The following is a 26617-nucleotide window of genomic DNA, read 5'->3' as shown; positions in this document are numbered from 1 at the left end:
GGTTATCGGGTGGTCAGTCGTTCGACGCCGGTTTTTCGGCGGCGGGCTTGCGCGCGGGCTGTTTGGCCTGCTTGTCGGCCTCGGGTTCGACGGCGGCGGGCGCAACGGTCGACTGCCCCTCGGGCACGATGGCCCCGTCACGCAGAGGCTGCTCGGCCTGCTTGTCGGTCAGGGTCAGGACCGACCCCGCGCCGGGGTTTTTGCGGCCAGCAACATGCGTTCCGGCCTTGATGGTGATCTTGTAGCGTTTCGCCATGAGACGATCTCCTGTGTTTGAAGGGTTATTCAGGCGGGTCGGTGGCGCTGGATCCTCGATCCACCCCGCCGTGGCGGTGCGTATCACCGATATCGGTGCCGTTATGGGTGACCCGGCCGCCCGTGATCGCGACGCCGGATCCGGAAATGACCATGGTCACGCCGCCGACGGTGATCGTGGCGGCATCGGATGAAAGGTCGATCCTGACCGCGCCGAAGGTGATGGTGTTGGAATCGCCCGCCGATGACGGCGCAGCGTTCCCGCCGCCGAAAGATGTCGGGATCGCAAGGCCCTGTTCCATCTCGCCGCTCGGCGCGGTCAGCGTCATAAGCTGGCCGGCCGTCGGCGGGGTATGGACCTTGAGCGCCCCCGCGAACTGCGCATATGGGATGGCGGGTGACAGCATCCCGTCACCCAGATCAAGCCGCACCAGTGCCGGCGGCGGCGTCAACCTCGGCCACAACGCCCCGCCGCGACGAAGCCGCGTTCTGGCGTTCGACCTCGGCAAGGCGGGCCGCAAGGTCACGGACCGTCTGGATCAGGCCATTCGCCAATTTCGACTCCCTCCCCACCAACCAGCGGCACAGGATCAGGCGCGGTCCCGCGCGGGCCGATCCCGATCCCGTCTGCTACGTCAAGGTTGATGCCCAAGCGGGCCGCCTCTCGGCGCCAGTCGGTCAGGGCGTCACCCTCGATCACCGCGCGGATGGCTGACATGATGCGCTCTGCACCAGTGGTTGGCGCGCTCGATATTGACCTCGTGCCAAAGCATCAAGAGCCCTCGCCCACGCTGTGCCATCCTCGAGCGGCGCGCCGGGCGGCGGATCAATCAGCAGTTCACAGGTCAGGACAAGCTGACGTGCGGCATAGCGCGTTGTCTGGTCCTCGGACGCGCCGCGCCGGGACGAAACAGCAACGATGCGCGGCACGAACGCTTTCCAGAGCGCAGGAAACTCGTCGTGCGAGGCTGTCAGCCGCCGGATGACCTGCGCCTCGATCAGATCTAGGGTCAGTTCCAGACCGGCGTCTGTTTCGGGCGTGACAACCGTCTCGCCGTCGCCATCTGGCATGGCAACTAGGCCAGCCGCCGATATCTCGATCACCAACTCCTGGGTGCCTTCCTCGAGCGCGTCTCCGCGCCCGGTCGGCTGACCCGCCCTGTCGTCGGTGTAAACGACGATCACCGGCGCGCTGTCGGTCGTGACCCTGTGGTCGAGCGCGGTCAGCGAGGAGTCCTCGACCATCGTCCCGGCCGGGCGGTGCCCGCGCAGCGCCTCGACGGTGACCATGCGCAGCAAGGCGCGCGTGATGCTCATAGTTTTGTCTCCGTCAGGACGAGTTCAAGGTCGCCCAGGTCGGTCGGCTGAACCCGCGCCACCCGATAGGCGTTCGGCGTCGCGGCGAACGGGAAGGAAACCCGGTCGCCAACCGCAACCGCGAACGGTGCGTCGTGGACGTCGATCGCTTTGATCCAGAGGGTCGAAACCTGCCCCTGAACCTCGGTCGCGCCGCCGAAATCGCTGCCGCGCGCCTTGCCTTGCAGCGCCGCCTTGCTAGGGCCGGAGGAATGGACGCCGCGGATATCCCACGGCGCAACGTCGGGGTCCGGGGCGGGGTTGGCCAGACCGGAGCGCGCGGGGGCCATCTTCTGGATGCGCGCGACAACGGCAAAACCACGGTTGACCGCATCGCTGACGATCCGGTCCAGACGGTCGAAGGGATTGGAAAGGTCCATGACCATGGCGGCCCCTGAACGCAAAAAACGATGCCCGGCCCATTGCGGGGCCGGGCGTTGATCAGGCGAATTCGCCGCGACGCAGGGCACCGGGGCGCGAGCAATACCGCAGCGCGTTCATCTGCACCTCGAACTCGCGGCGCTTGCCGTTCGCAGAATCCCACTGCTTGTTGTAGAGGCGCTGGCCCAGCGTGTTGACCGTCTCGATGTAATCAGCGGGCGCGTAGACCGTGCGGAAAAGACCCGGCACGCCGACCGGGAAGAACGCAGCTTCCTGATCGGGGATGCCGAAGTCGGTGCCGGTCAGACCGCGATAGTTTTCCCAGACGATCCCGCCGAATTCGAATACGCCCCGAGTCCCGCCGCCGGGGTTGTGCAGCACGCGCTGAGCGCGCAGCCACTCGGCCTGCGACGTGTTCTTGTAGCTTTCCCGGACCTCAGGCGATTTCAGAAGGTTGTCGAAGAACTCATCCCCGACGAAGGCGTGGATGTGGTCGTATCCGATCCCGCCCAAGCTGTCACCGATCGCGCGGGTCAGAGTGCTGCACGACTGGATCAGATCGCCGTCTTCGGCCGCCGAGGTGAAATCCCACTCGACCGCCGCAGGCTCGGTGATCCCGAAGGTCTGGAACAGGTCCAGCGGGGCCTGCGCCTCGTTGCCGTCGTCGTCATCCGCATAGACAACCAGACCGCGAACCGCGCCCAGACGGGCATATTCTTCGGTCAGGGCCATGCTTTGCGCGTGCTGGCGCTGACGCTGCGCAACGCGATTGATGACGGTTTCAAGGGTGGACTCGGTGCCGAAGGCGCGCACGCCCTGAACTTCGTCGGCGTTGATCGCGTCGTTGATTTCGAAGTGCGGGACGATCAGCGGCACCAGATCGCGCTTGCCCTTCTCAACCGTCCGGCCGGGGCCGCCGCGCGGGGTCGGGGCCACGATCTTGAGCATATCGCCTTGGCGCTCGACCGCGACGATGGTGGTATCGACCCGATCCGCTTCAAACAGGCCCATCTGTTCGATGCGGCCCGGACGGTATTCGATGTTGTTGATCGCCTGCGTGAGGCGGAACACCGAGAACGCGTCATTGTCAAAAATATTCAGCATGTGCTGTCTCCCATCCCGGTGTCCGGGTGTTTCAGAGGCGCGCCATCAGCGCGCGATGATGCCTTGCGTCGCCAGCTTGGCGATCAGGCCGGTGCGCACCTCGGCGGTGACGGCGGTCGCAAAAACCAGCGTGTGGACGTTGACCTCGGCATCGCGGACCAGCGCGGCGATGCGAACATCCTCATCGGTCGCATCGGCGGCATAGAGCGCGATAGCCAAGGTGGTGTTGGCCCCTGCGGCTGCGGCGGCAGGGGCATAGCCGCCCTCACCCGACACCAGCACCGTATTGGGGGCCACGATGCCGCTTTCCTCGGCCACGACGATGTTTTCGCGCGACCGCTTGCCGCTGGCCTCGCTCAGGATGCAGGCCGTCGCGCGGCCGCCTTCTTCAAGAATGGCCATGGAGGCCTCCTGTTCTCATTGAGTTTCGTTCTGGCGGGCCGGATCAGGCCTTGCCGCTGACCTTGGCCAGTGCCTTGCCCCAAGCCGCATCAACCTGCGCGGACTCAGCGGCGGCGGCATCAGCGCCGGGCTGCGGCGCCCCGTTGTCGGCCCCGAAGCCGTTGGCCGCATTCAGGGCCGCGCGCTGGTCGAAGGATTGCGACGCCGTGGCCTCTGCGGGCAGCGATGCGAGGAAGGTGGCGGCGGCCTCGGCCGTCATGTCCGTTGTCAGGGCAACCTGACGCGCCGCGACCGGGCGGGCCTTCGCTTCCGCGCCGTCCATGATGGAGGCGATGCGGGTCCGTTCGGCTTTGGCACCCTCGGCACGGGCCGCGCTGACGGCGGCGGCGTGGGCTTCCGGGGTAATTTCGGTATTGGTTTCCACGCTCATGCGAGGGTTCCTTCTGTTTGCGCCGGGCGCGGAACGGCCCGGCTGTTGCACTTCGGCAAGCACGCTTTCGAACGTGCCGATCCGGTCGGCCAGACCGGCATCAATCGCCGCCTGCCCCCTGAAGACGCGCGCCTCGGTGGCGCGCGCCGAATCTGCTGAAAGCCGATTGCCCCGCCCGGCAGCGACCGCCGTGACGAACTGGCCGTAAAGCGCGTCGACCGACGCCTGAATGTCGGCGCGGACATCGGACGGCAGCGGCCCGAGGCTGTGACCATCGACCTTATGCGCCCCGGCATGGATGAACGTCGCATCCAGCCCCTTTTGTTGGAGTTCGCCCGCGCGGTTGACGTGCAGGACCAGCACGCCGATGGACCCCACGATGCTGGTTTCCGAGACGACGATTTCGCTTGCCTGACTGGCCATCCAGTAGCCGCCAGACGCAGCCGTGTCGTTGACCAGCGCGATCACGCGCTTGGTCTTGGACAGTTCGCGGATCGCATTACCAACGCTCGTGATGCCGCCCGCCTCGCCGCCCGCCGTGTCCAGATCGAGGATCACGGTATGGACGGACTGATCGGCCGCCGCATCCTTGAGCTGGGCGCCGATGCCCTCATAGCTGACCAGACCAGAGTTCGCCCCGATCCAGCCGCCGCGATTGACCAGTGTCCCGGCGATGGTGATCACCGCAACCCCGCCCCCGGCCTTGACCAAAGACGTGCTGCCGTCATCGCGCCGATGCGAACCCCAGAACCGATTGGCCTCGGGCTTGAGCGCGGACAGATCCGGGGCTGAAACCTTGATCCGACCGGCCAGCACATCAAGGATGATTGAGGCCTTGTCCGGGTGGATGATCAGGGGCCGATTCAGCGCCCGATCCGCAATTTGAAAAAGCGACGGGCCAGCCGTCACTTGTGGTTCTTCTGTCATTTTCCCTGATCCCTACCAGATGCCGCCGGTGGCAAGACCGAACCGTCGCGCCCGGCGCCCGCCGTTCATGGCGTCGCAAAGGCCCTGATAATGGTCGATCAGCTTCTGCAGCCGGGACGCATCGCCCTTGGCGAAGCTGACGCGGCGCTCGACCCCGTTCGGCCCGGCGCGAAACATGATTTCGCCCTCTTGGGTGCCCGCAACCATGTTCGCATAGGCCTGCCGAAGATCAGCCGCAGCTTGGCAAGGGTTGGCTTCGTCAATCGTTATCATCACGCCCTTCATCGTCAGCGTCGTCTTGATCTTCTGGTGACAGGGCCGCGCCCTGCCCGCCCGCGTTGCCGTGGACCGGCTCGGGCAGGCTGTATTGCTTGCGCAGGTCCTGCTCTTGCTGGCGCGCGGAATAAACGTCCTCGATGTCGTAACCGAACGCCTCGCTGATATGCGCGGCGGGCACGACGCCCAGCTTGTCCAAGACCTCGAAGGCCTTGGCCGATTTCAGGATGTCAGCCAGCGGTTTCGGATCACCGATCCAGACCGATCGGGCCGCCGCCGCGCGGTTGGCGACGAAACCGTCGTGACCGCCGGGGAACGGCACAAGCCCCGACCAGATGGCTTCCTCAAGCCACAGTTCGTAGACCCAGGCGCACCAAGGGGACAGCATGTTCGCCCGGCGCCGCTTGGTGATGTTGTAGATTTCCGCCGAGCCATACCCGAGCGAGTAATAGGTCGCGCCCTTGTAATCGCCCGTCAGGCTTTCATAGGCCACACCCAGCGCCCGCGCGATTTCACGTTTCAAATCTGCCGCATAGGCCTCGTAATCGGATCCGGGTGACTGCACGCCCGCAAGGTTCAGCTTGTCGCCCGGCATCAGATGACCGATCCGGCCGTTCAGGTTCAGGTCAAGGCGCGCCCCCTCGTAATACCCGGCAGACATGTCCATCAGATATTCGAGGCCGGACGGCGGCGCCCCACCGCGCCGGGCGGCAGGCTTTTTCCTCTGCCGTGACCAGCCCCTGCCAGGACATCCATCGTCGGCATTTCGCTTTCGATGGTGGCCGCCCGAAGCGTCTTGACGATCTGTCCGGCAAGCGTGGCGTCCGAAAGCTGGTCGAACTGCCAAAGCACCTGCAGGACCGGCACCAATGGGCCGATCCCGCGCACCGCCCCAAGCGGCCGTCGAAGAAATGACCCACAAGGCGCCGACCAAGTTGGTCGCGCGCCGCAACCGTGTGGTCGTGCTGGACGCCCATCCGATCCCGACGATAGGTCAGGTAACCGACCGGCAAGCCGTCGACGTCCTGAAAGACGCCGGTGTTCAGACCGCGCATCGGATCGCTGTCGCGCTGGAGCCGCATCGGCGGCAGGGCGCGGATCTTGGTGCGCTCCCTGATGCCGGGCCGGACGCGCCACGCCACCTCACTCAGCATTTCGCCCGTCGCAAGGCTGGACCGGAAAACTGCATCCTGCATCTGGCCGAAGCTGCGGCGGCCCTCGATGTCGAAGACGGCGGGGTTGCTGGCCCAGATGCCGAAATGCCGCTCGACCATCGTTCCCCATTCCTGCGCGGCCTTGTCCGACATGCCGAACAGGCTGTTTTCAGGAATCGCCTTGAGGCGCATACCGACGCCGACCGTGTTGGCCGCCGCCTGTTCGATGGCACCGGACAGCCAGCCCGAGTTGATGATCGCATCGGCAGACCGGGCGGCGGCGATTTCCCATGCCGCGGCAACCTGATCATCTGCCTCGGCCAGAGACGGACGCCAGCGGTTCGGCGCAATGCTGCGACCGCCCCGCATATAGCCCGATGTCTGCGCCGATCCGTTGGAACGATGCGCGCCGGCACGGGGCGCTGAGACACCCCGACGCCACCGAAAAGCCGTTTAGAAACGACATGGTCACCCCATTTTCTGGGTTTACCGGCCCTCAAAGGCCGGACCGGCGTCATAGGTTTCGGCGCATCGCGCGCTGCATCATCCGCTCCCGAACCGATGACCCCGACCGACCCCGACCCGCAGGCGCGGCAGGGCGCTCATGATCCGGCGCATCGTCGCGCTGACGAACCGCGACCGCGACGGGCCGCACCTCGTCGTCATCGGCATCATCGTCATGGCCGCCCATGCCCGGCAGATGCTGGACGTTCAGAGACCAAGCCATCGCCTCGCAGATCGCCTCGGCATCCAGATAGTGGTTGTCCTTGTATCGCTGGACCCACTTCGGCTTGCCATCGACCACCGTCCGCACCTCGGAAACGAGCTGCTTGCAGTAATCCTCGGGCGGGTTCTCGTGGACGTAGAACGCGCCATTCGCGCCTATCGGCGTCCGGATCTTCGAATAGACCAGAGACTTGAAGAAATCCGACGACAGCCAGGCAAGGCCGATCGAATATTTGACCTTCTGCCCGTCCGGCTTGACCTCGATCTTCGACACCCGGTACGGCGTCGGCGCCACATCCTTGCCCTTGCAGGGGATGCAAAGCCAGTCATACCGGCGACAGAACTCATAGACCTTGTGCTCATTGGCGCCGTCGACTTTGTTCGGGCGAAACCCTGAGTCGATGCCGACGCGCTGGATCATCATCCCGGCAATCGGGGTCAGGATGATATCCGACAGGTCGTCCCAGATCGCTTCCTGATCCGTCGATCCGTAAAGCTGCCCGGCCCGGACAAGCCAGCTTGTCCCGCGCGCGCCATAGGCCCGGATCGTGTAGAGCATCGAGAACTTCTGCACGTCCACGCCCATGATCAGGCGCACCGCCTCGGCCGGAACGTCACCGGCCTGATAGGGCAGCGCCCGCGCGCGGATGTCGGATTCGTCCGATTTCTCGCTGTCCTGAACGATCGAATAGCACTCGCCAAAGCGAGAGTTCAGGATCGTCTGGATCTTCGACGGGTCGCCCGTCGCCAGCGCGCCAAGATAATCTGCGGCCCGATCACCCCGAGTCTTGAACGGGCTGCACAGGCCAGATGACCAGCACGACCACGTTTCATTGTCAGGTTCATTGCGATCAGCCTTTGCATCCTCGATACTTTGGCCGGGCGCGACCCGGACGCCGGCGGCGACCATCGCCTTCTTGGTTTCCCCATTCGGCCCCTCATCAATCAGCACGCCGCAGGCCGGGCAGCACAGGCGGGCCTCGCGCCGGGCTTGCGCCGGCGTCGAGTCCTTCGGCCACCACAGATGTTTGAACATCGGCACGAAATACTCGCCGCAGTCAGGGCACGGCCATGCGAAATGGTGCCGCGTGCCCTGCTGCCAAAGCCGCCAGATCGGGCTTTGGATAACCTCCTGGTCACCCACCGCCCACATTTCGAGGCCGTTGACCTCGTCAATTTCGGTCTGGACCAGCCCCTGAGACGGCGTGGAAATGGCGGCCAGCACGAAATCGGCATAGGTTTCGCCGCGGGCCTCAAGCAGCCCGATCGGATCGCCCTGACCCCGGATGTTGGCCATGAGTTCGTCAACCTCGTCCGCGATCCCGATGGCCGCGCTGTCGGATTTCAGGCTCGAGGATGACGACGCCGACCCGAGCCGGATCTTCACGCCCGCCACCCACTTGACGGTTTTTTTCATCCGCGATCCCGGCGCGATCTTGGCGGCCAGCGTTTCGGACTGCTCGAACAGGTCGACCAAGCGCGGCTCGGACTGGTCGGACACGAAATCGAATGACGGGCCGACATAGATGATCGGCGCCGGACGCTGGTCGAGGCGCGATCCGATCACGTCAAGCAGGGTGTCCGTCTTGCCGGTCTGCGCACAGGTCACCGCGACCACGCGCTTGTGCGCGCGGGCGTGGATTTTCCGCCCGAACGGCACCATGAAATTCGTCAGGCAGGGGTTGCGCGGGCCGGGGATACCGGCCGTCTCGGGATACGCCCGGTTCCGCGCCGCCCATTCGTCAGGCGTCTCAACCGGCGCCGGGCGGATCAGTTCGACCCGTGCGCGCAGCATCGCCCGCTTTGCCGAGGGCGTCGGCAATCCGTGTTTTTGCGCCATCGCAAAGCTTCTCAGTGCGGCGGCGATCCGCCATGTCCCGCGTGAAGGCCGCAGGAAGGCCGTCCAACTCGCGGCGCACCGCCGCAATCAGGATGTCGTATTCTGCAATCGCATCATCGAGCGGGATCAACAGCCGCTCTCGCATCGCGATCCGCTGTTCGATTTCGCGTGTCCGCGCATCCGTGACACGGCTGGCCGCCGCGACCGAACTGCTCGCCTCACGGGATGCCTCGTAATGCCTGACCACCGCGACGCCGACGTCGCCAAGCCGATACCGGCCACGGCCAACGCGCTCGAGGTGGCCGTTCTTCACCAAATCAAGGACCCATTGCTTCGTTCGACCGAAAACCGAGGCAACCTCTGTGGGGCCAACGGTCTGGTCGGCCAAGGTGGGGGCGGCTTTTTCGCTAGACGACATCGAAATTTGCCTCTCGAAGGAAAGTAAAACCCGTTTTGAAATCGTCCAAAACCATGCAGATATCGGGGGCGGCGATGCCCGCGCTAGATCGGCCCCCTGATACGGTCCCTAGAGGGGAGGTGTTGCACATCAGCCACACCACCACCCGAGCGCCCGCCCTCACCCATAGGTCACCCCCTGCGCCCCGGCCTCGCCCACCCCTCGAGGATGACGCGGATCTCATGGGCGGCACGGTCGGCCAGCCCGTCGGTGCTGCGCATGAAGGTCTGCAGGCTCTCATCCTTCAGCATCTCCTCGGGGACCGATGGACCGAACAGCGGACGGATGGCGTTCTTTCGTCCTGACCTCGGGTTCAGTTCTCTGGTGTTGATGAAGACATTGCCGTCGAGCGACTTCACGATGAATGCGTGATTGAAACGCTGCGACCTGTTCCACGGTCGGGCACGCACGCCGTATTTGAACTGACGCGCGCCGAACTTCCTCAACCACTCTTTTCGCCCGGTTGCCCGGATTGTGGATTGAAGGCGGTTGGTGGTGGCCTGGCCATATTTGACGGCGTTGTTCACGTCATAGGCTTTTAGGCCTGTCTGCTTTCGAAGAACCCGCTTGATCGCCGTGAACGCTTTTCGGCCCTCATGGTTCAGGGCTCGAGAAAAGGCGCGCTTTGCATCGGCTTTACCGATGCGGGTAATTGCCGCCTCGTAATCGACTAAAAGGCTGTCACCGGCCTTTAATTCGATCATGCCGCGAACGGTTTTAAAGTCGCCCGCCTTACCGCGATCTCTTTTAGGCGCCATTGGTGCGGTCTTTCTCTTTTCGGCTCGGCACGATTGAGAAAGGGGAAGGCGTTTGATCGCCTTCCCCCTTGGGCAGTCTCGTTTCTGTGATTATGGGCGCGAATCCGCGAACCAGTCTCGATCACGCGTTTCGTGATCTGCTGGGTTCCTCTCTCTAGAGAACATTGCAATGTCTTAGGTAACGACGGTGCCGAGTGGGTAAAGGGGCTGGAGGATCGTCGTAAACGACGACCTCCCCCCTGCCCCCTCAGTCCTAGCGTCCGAGGCGCAATTCTGGCTGAGTGATTTTTCGTCGCCCGAGATTCGGCGCTTTGTCCATACACGTTTTCGTGTTCGCCCGATCACGAAGCTCGTGAGATTGCACAGAATACCCTTGTTTTGCTGGCGATACGCGTTTTTTATCGCCGCCATCACAAACACGTCATTGGAAATAACCACGGCACATGCTACGGCACATATCTGCCGAACAACTGTATGCGTTTTGTCGCGGAGACTATTCTTGCCCTCGAACGAACATAACCCCGAAAACGAAACCGAATACGCCTCTGAGATCAGTAGGTGCATTCGCAGAGCGAAATCTGAATCTCTCAGATTGATGCACAGACTTGCTGTTATCAACGGTTATGACACACATATGGGCACATACAAATATCTTGGCCCTGTGCAAAAAAGGATCATGAAGGGATTTTTGCAGTCCACCATCAACGAAATGTGTTTATGCATCTATAGGCTGCTCGACTACGACGATGCACGCCTACCCAAGGAGCCTCAATTAGGTGACCTTACCGCGGCTCGTGCTGCGAAGCTTTTTCTAAAGGCAACGGAATATTACCCGGACTTTCATGCAAATTATCTTGTGGCATTTAGAGCGGAGTGCACTGGCAAGTTCCCCATGATAGATGCTTGCCACAATATCATTTCGCTAACGGAAAGCGGTATTTACCGTGGGATTTGTTGTTATCGAAACGAATATGTCGCGCACAGTTCCGAGGTGTCACGGTATCGTTCGGCGCAAGCTAAACTTGGAAACACTGAAATACCCGATCTAACTGTAAGCCAAGTGGTTGACTACAGTTGCGTTTTAATAGACGCGGTGAAGGATCTCACTGAGGCTTGGAGTCCTTGCTAGGTACTAGGATCCCAAGCCGTAGCCGGGGCTTACGGTAGAGAGTTTGAAAAGTTTTGGGAAGAACAGAGGCTCGTTTGGGGTGACCTGCGCGTTACTCCTTAAGGCCAATGCGTCTCCTGCCCCAATTCACCCTCGTTCAAAAAATCCCGGATGCGGCTGGTTGACGCCATATGTGATGGTGCCCGCGCCGAAACGCTGATTTATGAAATCGGCGGCGCGGGCGGCGCGCTCGCCATTGGTGCGTTCGCCCGGCCTGACCGGCAATAAAAGATCGCCAGTCCTCGCGTCCAGAAGATCGACATCCCCCAAATGGATACCTATCCCGGCCAGCTTTGCGCGCCTTATCACCGGCCACGCGCTGCGCCAAAGCGCGCGGTTGATCCGCAAGAATTCAAGGGTGTCTTGCGTTGGGGCGCAGCGCATCGAGGCCGCCCATGTCGTGCGCCCCATGGGTGACAGTTGCAGGCCAAAGCTGGCGGCAACACGGCCGTCGCGGCGCAGGCGGGCAGCCGCCTTTTCGACCAGCCAGCGCGAGACCAGATAGGCCTCTGGCGGTGCCCGGAACGCGGGCGCCAGGACCTTGCTGTTGCCGTATCCGCCGCGTTTTGTCTTGACCAATGGGATGGCCTCGCCCTGCAAGGCGCGGACAAACCTTTCGCCCTCGACCGATCGCCAGATGGCGCGGGCGTGTCGTGGGTCGAGACGGCAAAGGGTGGGCACGTCATGGATGCCTGCGTTTTGGAGCCGGGCCGACATGGCGCGCGATATGCCGGGCAGATCGTCAAGCGCCAGATGGGCCAGCCGGTTGGGCATGTTGTCCGGGCCAAGGTGCTGGCAACCGTCGGGCTTTTCTAGCTTACCCGCAATCTTGGCCAGCAGATGGTTGGGGCCAATCCCGGCTGAAAACCGCAGGCACTCCCCGACCTCGGCCGTCAGAAGGGGGGCAAGATCCTCACCGGATCCGGCCCGATCCGCCGCGTCGATCAGCAGGTGGGCCATTTCACGGGCCTCATCCGGCGTCATCTCGCCCATCGCGTCGATGTTGTCGTCGTCGTCCGTCAAAAACAGGACAACGGCCCGGACCATCCCCATCGGTGAGCTAATCTCGAACGCATCCACGCTGACGCCGCTGGACGTCGAAATCACATCGTCCATCACACCAGCCCCCGCGCCTGATCGGCAGAAATCACGGGGCGAGGCAAACTCCCCTGCGGATTCGTGCGGGCCGACATGAACGAAACGCCGTCGCCACAAAGGATTTCGTGGTCATCGGTGTAGATTTCGACAAGGGTGATCCTGGACCAATCCACGGATCGGATGATCCCCCTGCTGCCCGCCGCATGGACGTCTCGGGCGCGGCAAAGCTGACCATCAGGACCGGTGGGCAGAAACAGCAGCGTATCGCCGTGCAGGAAGATGGATCCGCCATCCTCGGTTGCAAAAAGGAACGTCTCCATGTCGCGATTGGCCTTGATTGCCTCCGGCCCAAGGTCCAGCCGGACGATGCCGGTGATCGGCTTCGGGCCGTGATCCATGGTCAGCACCTCCTGACCGACAACCAGTTCCTCGACCGGGACCTTGTGCCCACCCGCGACGGTGATCCACGTCCCCGCCTCGACATACCCACGATTGTAATCACGCATTGCCTGCGTCCCTCTGCTTTCGATGGTCTCGGGATGGCCGCCCGTCAGGCGGGCGGCGCACCGGATGCCACCGTTTCAGGGCCAGCCGCATTTCCCCGGCCCGGTGCCACGATCCGCCTCAAACCAGCGCATGAAGCGACCGATCGGCGACAAGGTGACCTCTGCGGCAAAGGCGGCGACGATGAGGGCGACGGCGATCATCAGCGCACCCTGCGGGCGTTGGGGTATTTGACGGCGCAGGCAGCTTTCGCTTCCGGCGTTTTGGGTTCGACCTGCGCGTTCGCGCCGACCATGATGCAGGACGTGAAAGCGCCGGGGGTCACCGAAACCGTGACCTCGCGGGTGGCGGAAATCACTTGGCTGGGGCTGACCTGGACGGCCCGCAGGGTCGTGGTGACGGTGTAGGTCTGCGTCGAGCGCGATGGAGTCTTTATCAGGCCCGCGGCCAGCAGGGCGCGGTGCGCATTGGGGTCCATCGAAGCGAGATAGGCCAGCGCCGCCCGCTCGCCGCCGATGGCGTAGATCGCGCAGACATTGGACGCTTTCATGCTGCCCGCGCTGGCACCGAACAGCAGGCCCTGCATGGCTGCGCTGAACGAACCAGAGGGGTTGGTGTCGCCCCAGCAGTTGCCCGCGCCGTAACCGCCCAGACCGGGCGCGATGGCCGTGTTCGCGGACTGGCGAATGCGGGTGCTGGCGTCGATATTGTTGACGTTCGAGGCTTGGTTGCGGTTGCTGCTGTTGCCCGAGCCGCGCACCGTCGAATTGCCCGACCCCGTGACGCCAGACACCGACCGGCTGTTTCCCGATCCGGTGACGCTGGACTTGCTGCCCGACGTCACGCTACCGACGCTGGCCGTGCCGCCCGTCGCGTTGCCCCCGGTGGCGTTTCCGCCCTGCCCGCCTGCGCCCCCATGCCCGCCTGCACCGCCGAACCCGGTCGCAATCGAGGACCCGCCCTGACCGCCATGCGCCGTGGCGTTGCCGCCGGTCGCATTAGAGCGAGACCCGGAAATCGCGCCGGCAACAGCACCGGACGTCGAGGACGATCCGTTATCGACGTTGTAGACGGGCGCCGGTTGAGGATCGGGCTGCGGGGCGGGCTTGGCCTCGCATTTGGACCCGTTCCAGACGGTGTTCGGCGCGCAGTCATTCGCGGACGCGGCACCCGCGCCCAGAGAAAGCGCGGCAATGGCGCTGGCAGAAAGCAAAAATCTCTTGATTGCGATCTTCATGGCAGCATATTCCTTTTGATGATGATGAGAGTCGTCTGGGGCGGGGGCCAATCCCGCCCCTTTTCTTTTCGGAGCGTGTCCCGTTCAGGACCGACAGCGCGGAAATCTCGGGCGGATCAGAGGATCGACCATTCACGCGGGTTCACCCCGCCGAGGAAGGCGATCAGTTCGTCCTTGGTGAAAAAATGGGCCTCTTTGGTCACATGGCTGACGGCCAGATAGGTCTTGGCGTCGTCGGGCGCGGACTGGCGCGGGCGAAACGGGATGATATTGCCAGACATGAGCGTCAAAGCCCCACACGCTGAGCGAGGCTGTCCTCGAATGTCTGACAGGAGGTAGGCGCGACGACGCACCGTGCCGGGATATGGCTGGCCGTCGCCGTCCAGAACCACAGCATCAGGACAAAGATCACGCCGAGAAAAACGCCCGCGATGGAGAGATTCACAAGGGCGGATCCCTTGGCGGCACTGTCCGCAAGCCGCCGATGAATATCGGACTCGGTTGCGCGGAAATCATGCGCTTCCTCGAAGGTCACGCCCTGCCCCAGGATGGGGCGTAGCTGACGGGGTGCGCGACCGGCCGCAGACGACGCGACCAGCCACGCAAGGCGGCGCTGGCTCTCGGACGCGGCCCGGGCGGCATCGGGATCGCTGATGATCCGGCGCGCATCCGTCAAGGCGACGGGGGCCGCGACCGATCTTCTGGTTTTCTGGTTCATCTGAAAATTCCTTTCAGACATCGGGTTGGTGTGAGGTTGGGTGGCTTCTCGGACGCCCGACGCTCTGGGCCGCGTGCGCGGCGAGGTTTGAAGTTCCTTGGTCATGTCTGTCTTTCTGTTGGTCGCGGGTTGGTTTGTTTCGCGATAAGTTGGATATAATGCCACTACCCAACCAAATGCAACAGTTAAGTTGGCTTTAATCCAACATTACCCATGAACGCGACGTCATTTAATGACGACACCCAACAAAAAACCGCTTCCCTAACGTCCCCCCGCCCCTATCGTGAGACCCATAACCACATGGAAAAACGACAGGAATTCTCCCGTGGCGAAACGACGTATCAGGCTGAAAGAATGGGCTACGGGATCGCGGTGGTTCGGAAGGCATATCGCCCGCCATCTGGTGGGCTGACGGGCTGGCCTGTCTATTGTGCTGACAGCCGGGCGCTTTGCTCGACCGCGTGTCCGCCCCATTGCGCGGCGGCGGCTGCCATCATGCCGGGATAGGACCGGCTGCGCAGGCGCGCGCGTTCCGGGCCGGGCGACATCCGGTGGACGCGGTTCCAGCGTTTCCATTCATCCGATCCGCGCGCCGGCTCAGGCAGCGTGTCCGTCGCGACCAGCTGCGGCAGGCCGCGCAGATACCAGCCCGTAGCTTTGTATTCGGGGTGGCCAAACCAATAGGGCTGGACCATCTGCGGTGCGGGCAGATCGGCCGGCATGCGGTCGCGAGCAAGGTCGTTCATTTCGGGATTTTCGATGGCAACTAGATCAATGGGCGCCTGCCAGCAGGCCGTGAAGATCGACACGCCTTCCTCGAACTCGGCACGCATATCGGACCATGTGCGGCCCTTAGGCAGTTTCTTGGGTGGGGTCCATTTTCCTGGTCCGCTCATCCATTGGCGACCAGACCTGCACAGCCGGGTGCAGGGCGGGTGCATCACGGCCAGCAGGTCCCAACCGTCATGCAGGATGCCGTCGCGGATGTCGCAGCGGATATGGCGGTTTGATCCATCCTCTGCGGCCTCGGTATCGCATGACCAGACATCATGGCCGAGCGCGGCAAATGCCCGGCGCCCGATGCCAGAGGTTTCGCAGCCGATCAGGACGCGCATTTCTCGCCCCTCCGCAGAAAACGGATCACCGGATCGCCCTCGAAACCGTGCAGGAAAACGAACCACGCATAGTCCTTCGTCCCGCCACCTGGCTTTTCGCCCGATTGGATCATGTGGCCGGGGAGACATGAGGGGCGCGGGCTGACCAGATAGACGCGATACAGCGGCAGGGCGGCCAGCCAGTCCTGGCGGGCCGCGCCGTTCATCCACGACGCATGCAGGAAAACCGCCACCTTGCGCCGGGTGCGCTGCAACGCCAGTTCGACAAACTGTTCCTCAAGCCGGGGCCGTTCGCCCGGCTGGTCGTTGCGGCCATAGGGCGGATTGCTGATGATATTGTCGCAGGGCCACATGCCGGGAAGCTGGTGGGGCGCGAAGAAATCCCGCCCTGCAGCGACGGCGCGGTTGCCCCGGTCCCGAAGGTCATAGCCCTCGATCTGGACACCAGCAGCAGCGGCACCGATGACGGTGTGGCCCATGCCCGCGCAGGGATCGACCGTGCGGCCGGGGAACCCCTCAGCGCGACACAGCGCCGCCGTCACGTCGGCAGGCTCGACATACCAGTTATCAGCCTCGCGTGCGAAGGTGTGCGCGGCCTTGGTGCGTGGTTCGGTCATGCGGCCACCCTGATCGTCGCGACGGTCGTATTGATGTTGGTGCCGCTCTCGGTGAACGATCCGACCGGCAGGTCGTCCCAATGCGGGCGCAGATCATCCAATTCGCCATGGTCGTAACGGGCCGATGCGGGCAGGATCGCGGTGAGCGTCCCGCCGGGCTTGAGGAAGCGCAGCGCGTGGCGGACGTGCTTGGCATAGTGCCGCCCATAGAACGGCGGATTCATCACCACGCGGTCAAAGTCGGCGGTCGGAACTGTTTCTAGGAAGTTGGTGCGCATGACGCGGTGCCCCTTGGCCTCGCACATCGCCGCCCGGACAGGGTCAACCTCGATCCCGACCACATCGGCGCCAGCCGCCCGCATCGCGTCCAGGAACCGCCCGCAGCCGCAGGACGGCTCCAGCACTCGCTTGCCCTTGATGCCGTAAAGCATGTCAGCCAGCACGCGCTCGACCACCGCGACCGGCGTCGGGTAGTATTGCAGATCCTTGCTGACCGCCGTGCTGGCTCGCTGCTTGGTCGGACGATCCTCGGGGCAGTCCGGCAGCACATCGCCGTAGTATTCGGCCAGCGCCGCGTTGATGTCGCGCAGGGCGTCCGGACCGAAAAACAGGTGGCCGTTGCCGTTCTGAAACCGCTTGAGCCAGACATCGCGGTCGGCTTTCAGGGCCTCGCCGTCGTCCAAAATCGCGGACAGATCGGCATACTCGACCAGGCGCAGACCCTGATAGGATGCGAGCGCGTTGAGGATGTCGCGCAGCCGGTCCCGGCCATAGCTGCCATAACCTCCGACGCTCGACAGGACGACGCGCTTGGGCAGGCCCTTGACGCCGATCTTCATCTTCTCGTGCGACTTGAACGCCGGGTCCAGCTGGCAGAAAACCTCTGCCATGCCGCGAAGGATCGCGGCGCGCGGGTCGCGGTATTTCTCGAAAGCCTTCCACAGGTTCTCAGCCGTGAAAGCCGGAGGCGCGGCGAAAATCTGCCCGAAACGGCGCTTGTCGTCGGCGCTGGCGATCCTCTCGAACCCGCCGACCTCATAGACGTGCCGCCACGACGATTGCAGCAGCGCCTGTTCCAGCGTCGACTGATAGGGCGCGCGAGGGTCGATGGTGACATTGCCCTGTGTTCCGCGCAGTGTGGCGGCCGATTTGAGTGCGGTCGTCGCAGCATCGAATGCAGCCAGGGCATCGGGCAGCGCCGCGCGCTTGGCGTCATATTCCGACACCAGCTCAGCGACATTCAGGCTGGCGCGCTTCTGGGCGATTTCGGTGCCGGTGAAAATGTGCGCTGTCATGCCGCCGCCCCCGAAACCACGGTGACGCGCTCGGACGCTCTGGTCAGCGCGGTATAGAGCCAGCGCCGGGCATCATCGCGGAAGATGCCGCTCTCGTCGTAGATCACCACATCGGGCCACTGACTGCCTTGTGCCTTGTGGCAGGTCAGCGCATAGCCGAAATCGAATTGCTGCGTTCCCTTGAGTTCCTTCCAGTCCAGATCCTCGGGCGCAGGGCCGAACAGATCGCGGTGAACCTTGACCTTGATCGACGGGCGGCCGGGGAAATCGTCGGACGCGACCACCATGTCGAAGGTTTTGCCGCGACGGCCTTGGGCATCATCCATGGCCGTGAACAGACCGCCGTTGAAGATGCCTGCCTGATTGTCGTTGCGCAGGCAGACCAGACGGTCGTCACGCTCGGGCAGGCTGCTGTTGCGCCCCAGAAGGCGGCGGATCTTGGCGTTGAATCCGCGGCGGGTGGCGTTCTTGCCGACCAGCACCTGACTGGCGGAAAGGACTTCCTCATCCTCAAGCGTGCCACGCGAGACAACTCGGCTATCGCCATACGATCCGATGCCCAAAGCCTCGCCCTGACGGGCGGCGGTGGCGAGGCGGATAATGGGGTTTTCCTCGGCCTGACGGTGGATTTCGGTCAACATCACGTCGGGCTGGGCCTCGGTGAAGAACCCTGCCCCGCTCACGGGCGGTAGCTGCGCGGGATCGCCCAGAACAAGGATAGGGGCGCCGAAGGACATCAGGTCGCGGCCGATTTGCTCATCAACCATCGAACATTCGTCAATGACGATCAGGGCGGCGCCATTTGCCGCGCTGTCCGGGTCTTTCAGAAAGGTGACGCGCCCGTCCGGCAGTTCGACCACCTGATAGATCAGGCCGTGGATCGTGCTGGCGTCGTGGCATCCGTTGCGCGCCATCATCAGCGCCGCTTTGCCGGTAAAGGCGGCATAGCAGGTGTGACCGCTGATGCCCTCGGCAAAGGATCGGGCCAGCGTCGTGTTGTGCGTGACGATGAAGTCGTCGGTCAGGTAAAGTCTGTCGGACGAAGATACCTTTATGCATACCTGATCTTCTTCACCATCCGGTTCGATCGACCAGATACACCGCGAAGGCGGGTTCTTGCGCGACGCCGACCAACCGCTGGCCTTTTCTCGACAATGGAAAGGGCAAAACTCGGCAAGTTTTACATTGACACCCCACTCTGATGCGCCGCGTCGATCCTGCCTTGAAATTATTGCGGTTCCGCCCAGAGAGCGGGTGAGATACGCCACGGCCTCTGCCAACTTCTTCGATGACGAAGAAAAACCAATGCGGTTTCCGCGCGAGGTCCCGTCGGTGTCCATGAGCCCGCGCAGCAGATCGAGGCGCTGGTTAACAGATGCGTGCAGATAAACGTCTGGGACGAACCGGTCCGGCGATCGCACAAGCAGACCGAGGTCTCGGAGCGCTCGGCGAAGAGGATTGGGCGTTCCGCAACCACCGTGGCACAAGATAGCTTGGGGGCATGGCGGAGCGCTGTTGATGCTCGCACTGTATCCCGACCCAAGTTCGGCCATGACACGATCCAGGACATCTTCCTTGTGCTTCGGAACCGATAGCGCAACGATTGAGCCAGACAGGTAGCCGTCACCAATGAGCGCCCCCAAAACGTAGGGCGGAACAGGAAGGTCAGCTTCCGGGAACTCTACAGGTCGGCATAGGGGGATGCGGAACTTGTGAGGCCCCGATTCAAACCGAAGCCCTGAGGCAAGAATCTCCTTTGTAGACATGACACGATCTACACCTTTGTGCGTCGTGACTGACCATAAATGGTCCGGGCAACAGCGCGTCGTCGCCCCGTCGCGGAATGTAATCCGCCATACCGGTTTTACCCCTTGGGGGAACACGCCCTCGACCGTGCATGGCCTTCCGTCGCGCCCGAAAACCTGATCGCCGACCTTAAGGTCGCCAATCCTACGCGGTCCATGGGGCGTATAGACGATCTGACTGATCGGCTGGGCCTTGCCCGTCCCTGCATATCCGAAAACACGCATCACGGGGGCAGACAGTCTTTTTCCCGCCCGTCGCTCGGCCTCGCATTCCTTGTGCCATGCCGAAACCGTCTCCAGCGCGGCAACCTGCTGTGGTGACCATTTTACCATTTTCCCGGCCCTCCGTTGACCAGTTCCCTAAGGACAAAAAGTTGTGTTTTCCCAAGTCGGTAAGCGATATCGAGGACCGAAAACCCCGCCGCATACATGTTGATGATCGCGGTTCGGCAGCGGATGTTTGGGTCGATGACGGCGGCCTCGCGCCCCTTGCGGCTGGTGACCTTGCGCCGCACCATGCCGCCGCCGGAAATATAGAGTTGTTCCCGCATGCTCATTGGCCGGACCTCTGCTTTTTCTGCTTGGCGGATTCGGCCTTGACGAATTGGTCAGCCTTGAAGAGCGACATGACCCGCAGAGTTTTCGAGATTGTGGTCAGGTCATCTATGTGCTGCTGGCACAGCCAGACCATCGCATCGCCGGATCGGGCATCGCCCGCGCGCCGAATGATGTATTCGATCAGCTCGGCCTGATTGAGCAGCGTCATCGGCTTGGGCTTTGGCATCTCGGCCGAGGTGTTAACCCCGCTCATAGCGCACCCCGTCCTTGGTCAGGCCCTGGGCGATCAGCGACAAGCCACGGTCGCGCAACCGATAGGCATGCGTGCGGCTGACACCCGCGCGCTTGATCGCCGCGTTGAACCCGCCGTTGCCCCTCCCGCCGCTGTGGGCCATCCAGCGGCTGACCATCAGGCCAGAGCCGCGATGGTTGGCGTTGATCAGATAGACCGCGACCCAAGACAGCGACCGCATCAGGTAATCGGCGCGCTCGGGCGTGACCGGCAGTTCGATCTTGCGATCATCGTCCTCGTCATCGCCCGCGACCTCGGGCAGGCCCCATCCTTCTTCAAGGTGATCCTCAAGGGTCGGAATATAGGCGGGCATCGAGCCGCGAATACCGGACGGACCAACCGGGCCGGTGCTGCGCCGGACCCATTTCACGGCCTCGGCAAGGACCTCTTTGACGCGCTTCGGCGTCCAGACATCATCGGGTATCTCTCTCTGCATCATCCTATGAAATCCTCGGGGTCAAATGGCAGGCCCGTGGCCTGATCAATCATTGCGTCTTGCTGGACGTCGGGTGGTGGGGACGCTCTGGGGCCAGTTCCTGGCCCCGATCTTCGCCTTCGGGTCATCGCGGCATCGCCAAGCCCCGGAGCCTCCGGGAAGCCCTTCACAGGCTTGCCTGTCAGCCAGATCCACCTGTCACCGGCCTTGATGACGCCCTTCTCGAACAGGTAGCTGCGGGAGTGCTTCACGCGCTTGCGCACGTCCTCGATGCGTCTGGCGCGGGCATCTTCTTCGGTCTCGCCCTTTTTCAGGTCTATGGGGTCGCCGTGATCCACCATCACCGAAAGAGCACGCTCCCAAAGCACGTCGCGCGTCACGGCCATAGCGCCGCGCGAGAGGCCCAGAGACGACGGCGCCAGTTCGCCGTGCTCTTTCACCGCGTCATAGATCAGCCGCAGAACCGCGCCGTGGCCGCCGCCAATCGTGATCGCGCCGCGCTCCTGAATGCCGTCATCGTCGGCGCCAGTGTTGGGGGGCGCGACGGTGCATGATGTGATGGGATCGCCATCGGAATCCTGACCGATGATCAGGGACGGCAGGACGAATTTCGCCCCGATCCCGTCTTCGCCGTCCTTCTGTTTGGACAGCACCCATTCGCGGACCTGACGGTTATCGGCATCGGTCTTGTCGGGGATCTTGCGGACGGTGACGACGTTATCGACGTTCCCGAAAAGGCTGGTGTGGCCCCTCATCTTCGTGCCGTCGGCGTTCATGTGATGGACCAGCATCACATGCGCCCCGGTGGCGCGCCGGACGCGCTCGCAGCGCGCGAGAACCGACCCCATATCCTTGCCGTCGTTCTCGTTGGCGCCGGGCGTGGCCTTGTTAAAGGTGTCGATGATGATCAGTTCGAGGGGGTCGCGAAATTTCTTCTTCCAGTGCAGGCATTCCTCGATAAATGCGTCCACATCGTCGTCGCTGTTGTAAAAATCGACCGGGCGCTCAAGCAGCACGACGGACAGAGGATCAGCGCCGCAGTCGTATTTCTGGCGATATGCGGGAAAGCGGCGGCGTCTGACGCCCGCTGCGCTCTCACCCGCCTGATAGATCACCCCGCCCCTTCTAACCTTGTGGCCGAACCACTCGACCCCGCGCGCGACGGCCATGGCCATGTCGATCGCTATGAAGGATTTCCCCGACTGGCTGGCTCCGGCCAAAAACGACAGTTCGGACCGCGTCAGGACGCCCTTGATCAGGTATTCGTATTTTGGTCCGGGCGCGTCGAAGTTCTGCCATTCGACCGCGCCGAACCGGCTTTCAAATGGGGCTGCCTCGAACGTGCGCGCATCACTGTCGACCAGATCATAAAGCTGTTCGACATCACCGCCGGCGGGAAACCAATCATCGACGCCACCCTTCGGCGGCAGGCCGGGCAGGTCCAAGACGCGGATTCGCGATGCGACCCCGTCCAGCTTGCGGCCGATTAGATTGGCGTGGTCCCGGCCCGGGTCGTCATTGTCGGGCAGGATGATGACGTCGGCGCCCTTGAAGTGCGCGATCAGTTCCTCGGGAAACTTCCCTGCCCCGCCATGGTTGCAGGTTGCGGGCACGCCCTGGGCGCGCAGAAGATCGACCTTCTTCTCGCCCTCAACGATGAAAATGGGGCGACCATCGGCCAGATCCTCGATCAGTTCCGGCAGGCGATAAGGGACCGGCGTGATCCGGTCCTTGACCTTGTAGCTGAACCCGTCCCGCTTGCTGCTGTCTGGAACGCGCTGCGTGAATGTCTTGTCGTGGCCTTTGGGGTTGATGCTGGGGTCGACGTCCCAATCAAACCGCACGACCTGATAGGCCAGCTTGCCGCGCGCATCGAGATAATCATGGGTCGCGGTCAGGCGACCATTGTCCGGGACGCGCTGCGGCAACCAGTTGCCATTCGGATCAACCCGGCTGCCCACGCCCTGCGGTGCCGAGCCGCCATTCGCCGCGCGCTGCTGGGGCCTATGAAAGCCGTCGTCCTCGACATAATAGCCGTGGTCGCGCAGCCACTGGACCGCCTTGCCGCCCGCAACGGTCTGGCCGGTTTGCTTCTCGATAAACCACAGGACACCGCCGCCCTGGTTCTCGGAATGATCAAAAAACGCGCCCCGTTGCAGGTCAACGCTCACCGATCCCTGCTTGCCAAACCTCAATTCCCGGTTCGGCGTCGATAGCTGTTTGTTTTCCTCGCCCAGCAATTCGCGGGCGACCGCAGCGGCGTGCTGCGAAAACTTGTTCTGGTCAGACATGTTCGCCCGGATGGGGATGATTTGATGCGCGACGCGCGGGGCCGGGCCGCCTATCCGGCGGCCCTCGGCTCGATCATTTGCGGCGCGTGGCCGCTTTTCGGGGTTTTGTTGTATGGTCCGACAGCAGGGCGCTGGCGTAGAAATAGAGCGCCAGCGCGTCGGCCTCGTTGTCGTCAGCGGGATCAAAGCCGCGCGCCCGCATCTCGGCCATGACGGCGGCCTTGGGATTTTCGGGGCGACCCGTGCCAAGCACCTCCTTACGGATGGTCGCGGCGCTGGCTTGATAGACCGGAACATTGTGCAGGTAGCAAACGGCCTCGACCGCTTTGCACATGCCAACGAGGCGGGCCATCGTCTTGAAGTTGGTGCGGCCCGCCATGCCAGGGCCGACCGGGGCCTCGAAAACAACCATGCCGAAATCCGTGGACGTGATGTAATCGCCAAGCCACTGCATCAGCTTGCCGATCACCTCGCCATCATCGGCGCCGGTCTTGCCGAACCGAACCTTGTGGCTGACCGGGCGCTCGCCCGGAACACCGGATGCCCAGCCCGTCGTCGTGGCAAGGTCAAGGCACAGGATCGGGCGGGCGTTCATGCTGCGAACTCGCGCGGGTCGTGGATGGTGTTGCCGTCGCCGTCCAGCAGCACGCACATCAGCGGCGCGATCTGCAAAACAAGCTCGCGTGACAGCGCAACCTCGGCGCTCGACATGACGCGCCGGATAGCCGGTTCCTCGCCCGCCGCATAGGCCTCGGGCGCGGTCCAGTAGCGGCGGCCGAGGATGAAACCATCCTCGTGCATGGTCGCCATCAAATCGGCCAGATCATCGTCATCATGGGCAAAGGTGAAAATCGCCTCACCCTTTCGCCCGCCGGCATGGGTGCGTATCGTGATCTGGTAGAAGGTTCTCGACATCGGGATCCTGTCCTTCTGAAAATTTCGGGGGGTCTCATAAAAAGGGGGAGAGGCTGCCCACCTTCTCCCCTTGCGGACGCGATCACGAAGACCGGCGCCCTATCCGCCTGCGATCCACGCGCGCCGTCGGTGAAAGGAGGGCCGAAGGCGCGGGATCTAGCGGGCGAAATCAATGCGCGACTTCTGCGTGGTCCTCGATGGGCGCGGGTTTCAGGAATGTGCCCTTGCCGGGCTTGCCGTCATCGACGGCATCGACCACCTGACGCATGATCTTGATGTGATCGTCGAACAGGTCGGACTGGTCGAAGGCGCCCATCGCATAGGCGTAGAGCACGAAGGCACCGACGGTCGCGCGGACCTCGTCAGGATCCTTTTTCAGGACCGACGTGATCATGCCTGCGGCCTTCTTGTTCAGCCCGTGATCCTCGATCAGGGCCTTGACGGCGGCACCGGATCTGCCGGTCGCGGTCGAGGCTTTCTCGCGCGCCGCCATGATCTTCTCGATGGCGGCTTTGGTCTTCTTGGGGTCAAACCCATTGTCCAGCTTCGCGCTGGAAAGATTCTCAGCCATGTCTGGCCTCCGATCTGTTGCGGTGTTTTGCGAGGCGCTCGGCAACCGCTTCGAGGTCGCCGGCGTAGACGGATAGAGGCGCGGGCCGGGGGATATCCGACGGCCATGCGATGTCGTCAGGCCACATCCCGGACAGCTTCGCGGCCACCTTGTCGTAGGTCGCCACCGTGAAATTCCGGGTCCTGTAGTCGCGGGTCCACGCGGTATCGTTGCGCACGACGACGCTCACGAAAGTTCGCGATAGCCCATGCGTTTCAAGGACATGCAGAAGCCGGTCCATCCGCTCGACCATGGTGTCCTGGTAGGTTGGGGAGAAATCTGCGTTGCTCATGCAGTTGGTTTAAGTTGGATAGCGGCCAGTTGTCCAGCAGAATTTGAGCGGCGCCGCGCCTACTATCCAATCAAACGGTTGGATATGCACCAGCTTTGATGTTACATTCTGCGCACGAAGCCAGTAATTGCTGGCTCTTTCTCTGCACGAAGCGACAGCAAGAACGACACAGGATTTTTTTCTGATGAAACGACCGAAGAGCGCGGAGGCCGCCGCTCGCCTCGAAATGATGCGCGAACGCATCGCCAAACGCCTTGATCAGCTTGGTAAAGATCAGTTCGCAGCCGCCGAGGAAGCGGGCTTTGATCGCGGATATTTTTATGAGCTTTTATCGGGCCTTAAAGGCGCACCGCGCAAAAGCAATATGAGCCGCATCGCCACTGTCCTCGACTGCGATCCCAGGTATTTGCTGGGCCTGATCGACCAGCCCCGACCAGACGACGACGATGCGGACGCCCGGCAACCGGCCTCCCTGCCCCTTTCCGGGACGATCGAGGCAGCCGTGTGGTCGCCGCCGTCACGGGGCGGCGACATTGGCATCCAAGTGCCGGCCGACATCCGCCACCTGGGGCGCAACCAGACGGCGCGCATCGTCAGGGGCAACACCTGGCGTGACCTCGGCATCACCGACGGCATGATTGTGATCAGCACCGCCGATGTCCCAAGCCGCGACGGCGACCTCGTCGTCGCGCAACGACGCCGCGAGGGTGATTCGGGGACCGAAGTTGTGACGACGATTGCCGAGATCAAGCGCGGTGATCTGGTGTTTTTCGAGCCAGATCAGGCCCGAATCGCCGGAGTAAAATCCGACGTGATCGGGATCGTCGTCATGGTGGTGAAAGTTTTCTGACGCAGCATCATCTAGCGGATAGGTTGGTGCTAGGACGGTCGTAAGCGATGCCAGTGAAGTGGGGGCGGGTATGAACCCGCCCCCTTCTCACAACCTGCGCCAGCTTCATTTCGCGCCATATATAGAAATTATATATAACTTCCGCGCGCGGGATCATTATCACCGCGTGCGCGCGTAGTATTTCCGTGCGCGCGCAGGAAAGGTTTCGACCTTCTACGCAACCCGGGGCCGACCACAAACCAACTTGATCCAGATCAATTTTGGCGTTCGTTGGGTTTTATCCATTGCCAAGTTGGCTAGTGTTGGTTTATGACCAATCTATACCGGTGGGCGCGGCCCCCGGCAGAATGACTGAGGAACAGCCAGCATGACCGACTGCCCCGACAGAACCGCCGCCGATTTCACGCTTGCCGACAGACGGATTGCCGTCCGTGAAGCCCCCCACCATGTCCGTGAGGCGGTTCATGCCCTCCTTGTCGGCCAGATGGCCGGTGATCTGATCCTGCACCGCGCCGACCTCTCGAACACCGTCGATTGCCGTGACGTGCTGGTCGAGGCTGGTTACGGGACCGACAGCATCAACAACCTGCTGACGCGCGCCATCCAGGCGGCGCGATCAGCCTGACGGAATGCCGCCTTCGGGCGGCGGGTGGCGGGCCATCACAGAGGAGAGAACCGTCAGCTCCGAGCCCCCACCCAACAATCCCAATCCCCGAAAGGGGCAGCGGGGCGTGCCGTGTTCGCCTAGCA

The 26617-nt window shown here is 63.0% G+C and carries 34 protein-coding genes; 2 read left to right on the top strand and 32 right to left on the bottom strand.

The window, feature by feature from the left end; genetic code table 11:
* Nucleotides 1–13: 13 nt before the first annotated feature.
* From PE067_RS10650 to PE067_RS10495, 32 genes are all read right to left on the bottom strand, one after another.
* Nucleotides 14–256 carry a hypothetical protein gene (locus PE067_RS10650; RefSeq protein WP_276189361.1) on the bottom strand — a complete coding sequence of 81 codons (243 nt, stop codon included), beginning with the start codon at nucleotides 254–256 and terminating at the stop codon, nucleotides 14–16.
* 25 nt (nucleotides 257–281) lie between these two features.
* Nucleotides 282–662: a hypothetical protein gene (locus PE067_RS10645; protein WP_276189360.1), complete on the bottom strand. Its 381-nt coding sequence runs from the start codon at nucleotides 660–662 to the stop codon at nucleotides 282–284.
* Nucleotides 663–675: 13 nt separating this feature from the next.
* Entirely contained in the window at nucleotides 676–810 is a 135-nt protein-coding gene (locus PE067_RS10640) for a hypothetical protein (RefSeq protein WP_276189359.1), read from the bottom strand.
* Between the two features lie 141 nt (nucleotides 811–951).
* A complete protein-coding gene (locus PE067_RS10635) occupies nucleotides 952–1572 on the bottom strand; it encodes a hypothetical protein (RefSeq protein ID WP_276189358.1) in 621 nt (206 codons plus the stop codon).
* On the bottom strand, nucleotides 1569–1997 hold the full coding sequence (locus tag PE067_RS10630; protein WP_276189357.1) for a hypothetical protein: 429 nt from the start codon (nucleotides 1995–1997) through the stop codon (nucleotides 1569–1571). The genes PE067_RS10635 and PE067_RS10630 overlap by 4 nt, the downstream gene beginning before the upstream one ends.
* Nucleotides 1998–2052: 55 nt before the next feature.
* A complete protein-coding gene (locus tag PE067_RS10625; RefSeq protein WP_276189356.1) occupies nucleotides 2053–3096 on the bottom strand; it encodes a major capsid protein in 1044 nt (347 codons plus the stop codon).
* Between the two features lie 45 nt (nucleotides 3097–3141).
* Nucleotides 3142–3498 (bottom strand): head decoration protein, encoded by a 357-nt coding sequence (locus PE067_RS10620; RefSeq protein WP_276189355.1) that lies wholly within the window; start codon nucleotides 3496–3498, stop codon nucleotides 3142–3144.
* A gap of 43 nt (nucleotides 3499–3541) precedes the next feature.
* Nucleotides 3542–4855, bottom strand: coding sequence for a S49 family peptidase (locus PE067_RS10615; protein ID WP_276189354.1), 1314 nt, complete (start codon nucleotides 4853–4855; stop codon nucleotides 3542–3544).
* 12 nt (nucleotides 4856–4867) lie between these two features.
* Complete coding sequence (locus tag PE067_RS10610; RefSeq protein WP_276189353.1) at nucleotides 4868–5128, bottom strand: hypothetical protein; 261 nt, start codon at nucleotides 5126–5128, stop codon at nucleotides 4868–4870.
* Nucleotides 5115–5792 carry a phage portal protein gene (locus PE067_RS10605; RefSeq protein ID WP_276189352.1) on the bottom strand — a complete coding sequence of 226 codons (678 nt, stop codon included), beginning with the start codon at nucleotides 5790–5792 and terminating at the stop codon, nucleotides 5115–5117. Before PE067_RS10605 ends, PE067_RS10610 begins: the two co-directional genes overlap by 14 nt.
* Complete coding sequence (locus tag PE067_RS10600; RefSeq protein WP_276189351.1) at nucleotides 5758–6654, bottom strand: phage portal protein; 897 nt, start codon at nucleotides 6652–6654, stop codon at nucleotides 5758–5760. Before PE067_RS10600 ends, PE067_RS10605 begins: the two co-directional genes overlap by 35 nt.
* A gap of 145 nt (nucleotides 6655–6799) precedes the next feature.
* On the bottom strand, nucleotides 6800–8806 hold the full coding sequence (locus PE067_RS10595) for a terminase gpA endonuclease subunit (protein WP_276189350.1): 2007 nt from the start codon (nucleotides 8804–8806) through the stop codon (nucleotides 6800–6802).
* Nucleotides 8763–9269 (bottom strand): hypothetical protein, encoded by a 507-nt coding sequence (locus tag PE067_RS10590; RefSeq protein WP_276189349.1) that lies wholly within the window; start codon nucleotides 9267–9269, stop codon nucleotides 8763–8765. The genes PE067_RS10595 and PE067_RS10590 overlap by 44 nt, the downstream gene beginning before the upstream one ends.
* Before the next feature lie 170 nt (nucleotides 9270–9439).
* On the bottom strand, nucleotides 9440–10066 hold the full coding sequence (locus PE067_RS10585; protein ID WP_276189348.1) for a hypothetical protein: 627 nt from the start codon (nucleotides 10064–10066) through the stop codon (nucleotides 9440–9442).
* A gap of 1255 nt (nucleotides 10067–11321) precedes the next feature.
* A complete protein-coding gene (locus tag PE067_RS10580) occupies nucleotides 11322–12281 on the bottom strand; it encodes a hypothetical protein (RefSeq protein WP_276189347.1) in 960 nt (319 codons plus the stop codon).
* Between the two features lie 68 nt (nucleotides 12282–12349).
* Entirely contained in the window at nucleotides 12350–12838 is a 489-nt protein-coding gene (locus tag PE067_RS10575) for a Hint domain-containing protein (RefSeq protein WP_276189346.1), read from the bottom strand.
* Between the two features lie 75 nt (nucleotides 12839–12913).
* Nucleotides 12914–13039, bottom strand: a complete 126-nt coding sequence (locus tag PE067_RS10570; RefSeq protein ID WP_276189345.1) for a hypothetical protein — start codon at nucleotides 13037–13039, stop codon at nucleotides 12914–12916.
* Complete coding sequence (locus tag PE067_RS10565) at nucleotides 13039–14073, bottom strand: hypothetical protein (RefSeq protein WP_276189344.1); 1035 nt, start codon at nucleotides 14071–14073, stop codon at nucleotides 13039–13041. Before PE067_RS10565 ends, PE067_RS10570 begins: the two co-directional genes overlap by 1 nt.
* 116 nt (nucleotides 14074–14189) lie before the next feature.
* Nucleotides 14190–14354, bottom strand: coding sequence for a hypothetical protein (locus tag PE067_RS10560; protein ID WP_276189343.1), 165 nt, complete (start codon nucleotides 14352–14354; stop codon nucleotides 14190–14192).
* A 5-nt stretch (nucleotides 14355–14359) separates the two neighbouring features.
* The gene (locus PE067_RS10555; protein WP_276189342.1) at nucleotides 14360–14791 is read right to left on the bottom strand and encodes a hypothetical protein; all 432 of its coding nucleotides are present in this window, start codon (nucleotides 14789–14791) and stop codon (nucleotides 14360–14362) included.
* Between the two features lie 425 nt (nucleotides 14792–15216).
* Nucleotides 15217–15906, bottom strand: coding sequence for a hypothetical protein (locus PE067_RS10550; RefSeq protein WP_276189341.1), 690 nt, complete (start codon nucleotides 15904–15906; stop codon nucleotides 15217–15219).
* Nucleotides 15894–16523: a hypothetical protein gene (locus PE067_RS10545; protein ID WP_276189340.1), complete on the bottom strand. Its 630-nt coding sequence runs from the start codon at nucleotides 16521–16523 to the stop codon at nucleotides 15894–15896. The genes PE067_RS10550 and PE067_RS10545 overlap by 13 nt, the downstream gene beginning before the upstream one ends.
* A complete protein-coding gene (locus PE067_RS10540) occupies nucleotides 16520–17818 on the bottom strand; it encodes a DUF4942 domain-containing protein (RefSeq protein ID WP_276189339.1) in 1299 nt (432 codons plus the stop codon). The genes PE067_RS10545 and PE067_RS10540 overlap by 4 nt, the downstream gene beginning before the upstream one ends.
* A complete protein-coding gene (locus tag PE067_RS10535) occupies nucleotides 17815–19956 on the bottom strand; it encodes an ATP-binding domain-containing protein (RefSeq protein WP_276189338.1) in 2142 nt (713 codons plus the stop codon). Before PE067_RS10535 ends, PE067_RS10540 begins: the two co-directional genes overlap by 4 nt.
* Nucleotides 19950–20180, bottom strand: coding sequence for a hypothetical protein (locus tag PE067_RS10530; protein ID WP_276189337.1), 231 nt, complete (start codon nucleotides 20178–20180; stop codon nucleotides 19950–19952). The genes PE067_RS10535 and PE067_RS10530 overlap by 7 nt, the downstream gene beginning before the upstream one ends.
* Nucleotides 20177–20434: a hypothetical protein gene (locus PE067_RS10525; protein ID WP_276189336.1), complete on the bottom strand. Its 258-nt coding sequence runs from the start codon at nucleotides 20432–20434 to the stop codon at nucleotides 20177–20179. Before PE067_RS10525 ends, PE067_RS10530 begins: the two co-directional genes overlap by 4 nt.
* On the bottom strand, nucleotides 20421–20912 hold the full coding sequence (locus PE067_RS10520; RefSeq protein ID WP_276189335.1) for a hypothetical protein: 492 nt from the start codon (nucleotides 20910–20912) through the stop codon (nucleotides 20421–20423). Before PE067_RS10520 ends, PE067_RS10525 begins: the two co-directional genes overlap by 14 nt.
* A complete protein-coding gene (locus PE067_RS10515) occupies nucleotides 20909–23200 on the bottom strand; it encodes an AAA family ATPase (RefSeq protein ID WP_276189334.1) in 2292 nt (763 codons plus the stop codon). Before PE067_RS10515 ends, PE067_RS10520 begins: the two co-directional genes overlap by 4 nt.
* Nucleotides 23201–23273: 73 nt before the next feature.
* On the bottom strand, nucleotides 23274–23795 hold the full coding sequence (locus PE067_RS10510) for a hypothetical protein (RefSeq protein WP_276189333.1): 522 nt from the start codon (nucleotides 23793–23795) through the stop codon (nucleotides 23274–23276).
* Complete coding sequence (locus tag PE067_RS10505) at nucleotides 23792–24115, bottom strand: hypothetical protein (protein WP_276189332.1); 324 nt, start codon at nucleotides 24113–24115, stop codon at nucleotides 23792–23794. Before PE067_RS10505 ends, PE067_RS10510 begins: the two co-directional genes overlap by 4 nt.
* Nucleotides 24116–24284: 169 nt before the next feature.
* Nucleotides 24285–24686: a hypothetical protein gene (locus tag PE067_RS10500; protein ID WP_276189331.1), complete on the bottom strand. Its 402-nt coding sequence runs from the start codon at nucleotides 24684–24686 to the stop codon at nucleotides 24285–24287.
* Nucleotides 24679–25017: a hypothetical protein gene (locus PE067_RS10495; RefSeq protein WP_276189330.1), complete on the bottom strand. Its 339-nt coding sequence runs from the start codon at nucleotides 25015–25017 to the stop codon at nucleotides 24679–24681. The genes PE067_RS10500 and PE067_RS10495 overlap by 8 nt, the downstream gene beginning before the upstream one ends.
* A 184-nt stretch (nucleotides 25018–25201) precedes the next feature.
* Here PE067_RS10495 and PE067_RS10490 point away from each other — a divergent pair, with 184 nt between their 5' ends.
* Together PE067_RS10490 and PE067_RS10485 are read left to right on the top strand one after the other, a co-directional pair.
* Complete coding sequence (locus PE067_RS10490; RefSeq protein WP_276189329.1) at nucleotides 25202–25867, top strand: helix-turn-helix transcriptional regulator; 666 nt, start codon at nucleotides 25202–25204, stop codon at nucleotides 25865–25867.
* Nucleotides 25868–26234: 367 nt separating this feature from the next.
* A complete protein-coding gene (locus PE067_RS10485) occupies nucleotides 26235–26492 on the top strand; it encodes a hypothetical protein (protein WP_276189328.1) in 258 nt (85 codons plus the stop codon).
* Nucleotides 26493–26617 lie beyond the last annotated feature (125 nt).

The sequence above is a fragment of the Paracoccus sp. DMF-8 genome (genome assembly GCF_029309835.1).
GTDB lineage: Bacteria > Pseudomonadota > Alphaproteobacteria > Rhodobacterales > Rhodobacteraceae > Paracoccus.
Note: the sequence above shows the minus strand (reverse complement) of the source record. Positions and strands in the feature narration are given on the sequence as shown.

Excerpts from the sequence above, each read along its gene's own strand:
- PE067_RS10550 (WP_276189341.1), bottom strand. The coding sequence starts at position 15,906 with ATGCGCGTCCTGATCGGCTGCGAAACCTCTGGCATCGGGCGCCGGGCA.
- PE067_RS10585 (WP_276189348.1), bottom strand. The coding sequence starts at position 10,066 with ATGGCGCCTAAAAGAGATCGCGGTAAGGCGGGCGACTTTAAAACCGTT.
- PE067_RS10535 (WP_276189338.1), bottom strand. The coding sequence starts at position 19,956 with ATGGTAAAATGGTCACCACAGCAGGTTGCCGCGCTGGAGACGGTTTCG.
- PE067_RS10510 (WP_276189333.1), bottom strand. The coding sequence starts at position 23,795 with ATGAACGCCCGCCCGATCCTGTGCCTTGACCTTGCCACGACGACGGGC.
- PE067_RS10485 (WP_276189328.1), top strand. The coding sequence starts at position 26,235 with ATGACCGACTGCCCCGACAGAACCGCCGCCGATTTCACGCTTGCCGAC.
- PE067_RS10590 (WP_276189349.1), bottom strand. The coding sequence starts at position 9,269 with ATGTCGTCTAGCGAAAAAGCCGCCCCCACCTTGGCCGACCAGACCGTT.
- PE067_RS10600 (WP_276189351.1), bottom strand. The coding sequence starts at position 6,654 with ATGCGGGGCGGTCGCAGCATTGCGCCGAACCGCTGGCGTCCGTCTCTG.
- PE067_RS10520 (WP_276189335.1), bottom strand. The coding sequence starts at position 20,912 with ATGATGCAGAGAGAGATACCCGATGATGTCTGGACGCCGAAGCGCGTC.
- PE067_RS10580 (WP_276189347.1), bottom strand. The coding sequence starts at position 12,281 with ATGGTCCGGGCCGTTGTCCTGTTTTTGACGGACGACGACGACAACATC.
- PE067_RS10575 (WP_276189346.1), bottom strand. The coding sequence starts at position 12,838 with ATGCGTGATTACAATCGTGGGTATGTCGAGGCGGGGACGTGGATCACC.
- PE067_RS10500 (WP_276189331.1), bottom strand. The coding sequence starts at position 24,686 with ATGGCTGAGAATCTTTCCAGCGCGAAGCTGGACAATGGGTTTGACCCC.
- PE067_RS10560 (WP_276189343.1), bottom strand. The coding sequence starts at position 14,354 with ATGTCTGGCAATATCATCCCGTTTCGCCCGCGCCAGTCCGCGCCCGAC.
- PE067_RS10645 (WP_276189360.1), bottom strand. The coding sequence starts at position 662 with ATGCTGTCACCCGCCATCCCATATGCGCAGTTCGCGGGGGCGCTCAAG.
- PE067_RS10610 (WP_276189353.1), bottom strand. The coding sequence starts at position 5,128 with ATGATAACGATTGACGAAGCCAACCCTTGCCAAGCTGCGGCTGATCTT.
- PE067_RS10620 (WP_276189355.1), bottom strand. The coding sequence starts at position 3,498 with ATGGCCATTCTTGAAGAAGGCGGCCGCGCGACGGCCTGCATCCTGAGC.
- PE067_RS10605 (WP_276189352.1), bottom strand. The coding sequence starts at position 5,792 with ATGTCTGCCGGGTATTACGAGGGGGCGCGCCTTGACCTGAACCTGAAC.
- PE067_RS10540 (WP_276189339.1), bottom strand. The coding sequence starts at position 17,818 with ATGACAGCGCACATTTTCACCGGCACCGAAATCGCCCAGAAGCGCGCC.
- PE067_RS10545 (WP_276189340.1), bottom strand. The coding sequence starts at position 16,523 with ATGACCGAACCACGCACCAAGGCCGCGCACACCTTCGCACGCGAGGCT.
- PE067_RS10515 (WP_276189334.1), bottom strand. The coding sequence starts at position 23,200 with ATGTCTGACCAGAACAAGTTTTCGCAGCACGCCGCTGCGGTCGCCCGC.
- PE067_RS10530 (WP_276189337.1), bottom strand. The coding sequence starts at position 20,180 with ATGAGCATGCGGGAACAACTCTATATTTCCGGCGGCGGCATGGTGCGG.
- PE067_RS10490 (WP_276189329.1), top strand. The coding sequence starts at position 25,202 with ATGAAACGACCGAAGAGCGCGGAGGCCGCCGCTCGCCTCGAAATGATG.
- PE067_RS10595 (WP_276189350.1), bottom strand. The coding sequence starts at position 8,806 with ATGCTGCGCGCACGGGTCGAACTGATCCGCCCGGCGCCGGTTGAGACG.
- PE067_RS10630 (WP_276189357.1), bottom strand. The coding sequence starts at position 1,997 with ATGGTCATGGACCTTTCCAATCCCTTCGACCGTCTGGACCGGATCGTC.
- PE067_RS10635 (WP_276189358.1), bottom strand. The coding sequence starts at position 1,572 with ATGAGCATCACGCGCGCCTTGCTGCGCATGGTCACCGTCGAGGCGCTG.
- PE067_RS10565 (WP_276189344.1), bottom strand. The coding sequence starts at position 14,073 with ATGAAGATCGCAATCAAGAGATTTTTGCTTTCTGCCAGCGCCATTGCC.
- PE067_RS10525 (WP_276189336.1), bottom strand. The coding sequence starts at position 20,434 with ATGAGCGGGGTTAACACCTCGGCCGAGATGCCAAAGCCCAAGCCGATG.
- PE067_RS10650 (WP_276189361.1), bottom strand. The coding sequence starts at position 256 with ATGGCGAAACGCTACAAGATCACCATCAAGGCCGGAACGCATGTTGCT.
- PE067_RS10615 (WP_276189354.1), bottom strand. The coding sequence starts at position 4,855 with ATGACAGAAGAACCACAAGTGACGGCTGGCCCGTCGCTTTTTCAAATT.
- PE067_RS10555 (WP_276189342.1), bottom strand. The coding sequence starts at position 14,791 with ATGAACCAGAAAACCAGAAGATCGGTCGCGGCCCCCGTCGCCTTGACG.
- PE067_RS10625 (WP_276189356.1), bottom strand. The coding sequence starts at position 3,096 with ATGCTGAATATTTTTGACAATGACGCGTTCTCGGTGTTCCGCCTCACG.
- PE067_RS10570 (WP_276189345.1), bottom strand. The coding sequence starts at position 13,039 with ATGATCGCCGTCGCCCTCATCGTCGCCGCCTTTGCCGCAGAGGTCACC.
- PE067_RS10505 (WP_276189332.1), bottom strand. The coding sequence starts at position 24,115 with ATGTCGAGAACCTTCTACCAGATCACGATACGCACCCATGCCGGCGGG.
- PE067_RS10495 (WP_276189330.1), bottom strand. The coding sequence starts at position 25,017 with ATGAGCAACGCAGATTTCTCCCCAACCTACCAGGACACCATGGTCGAG.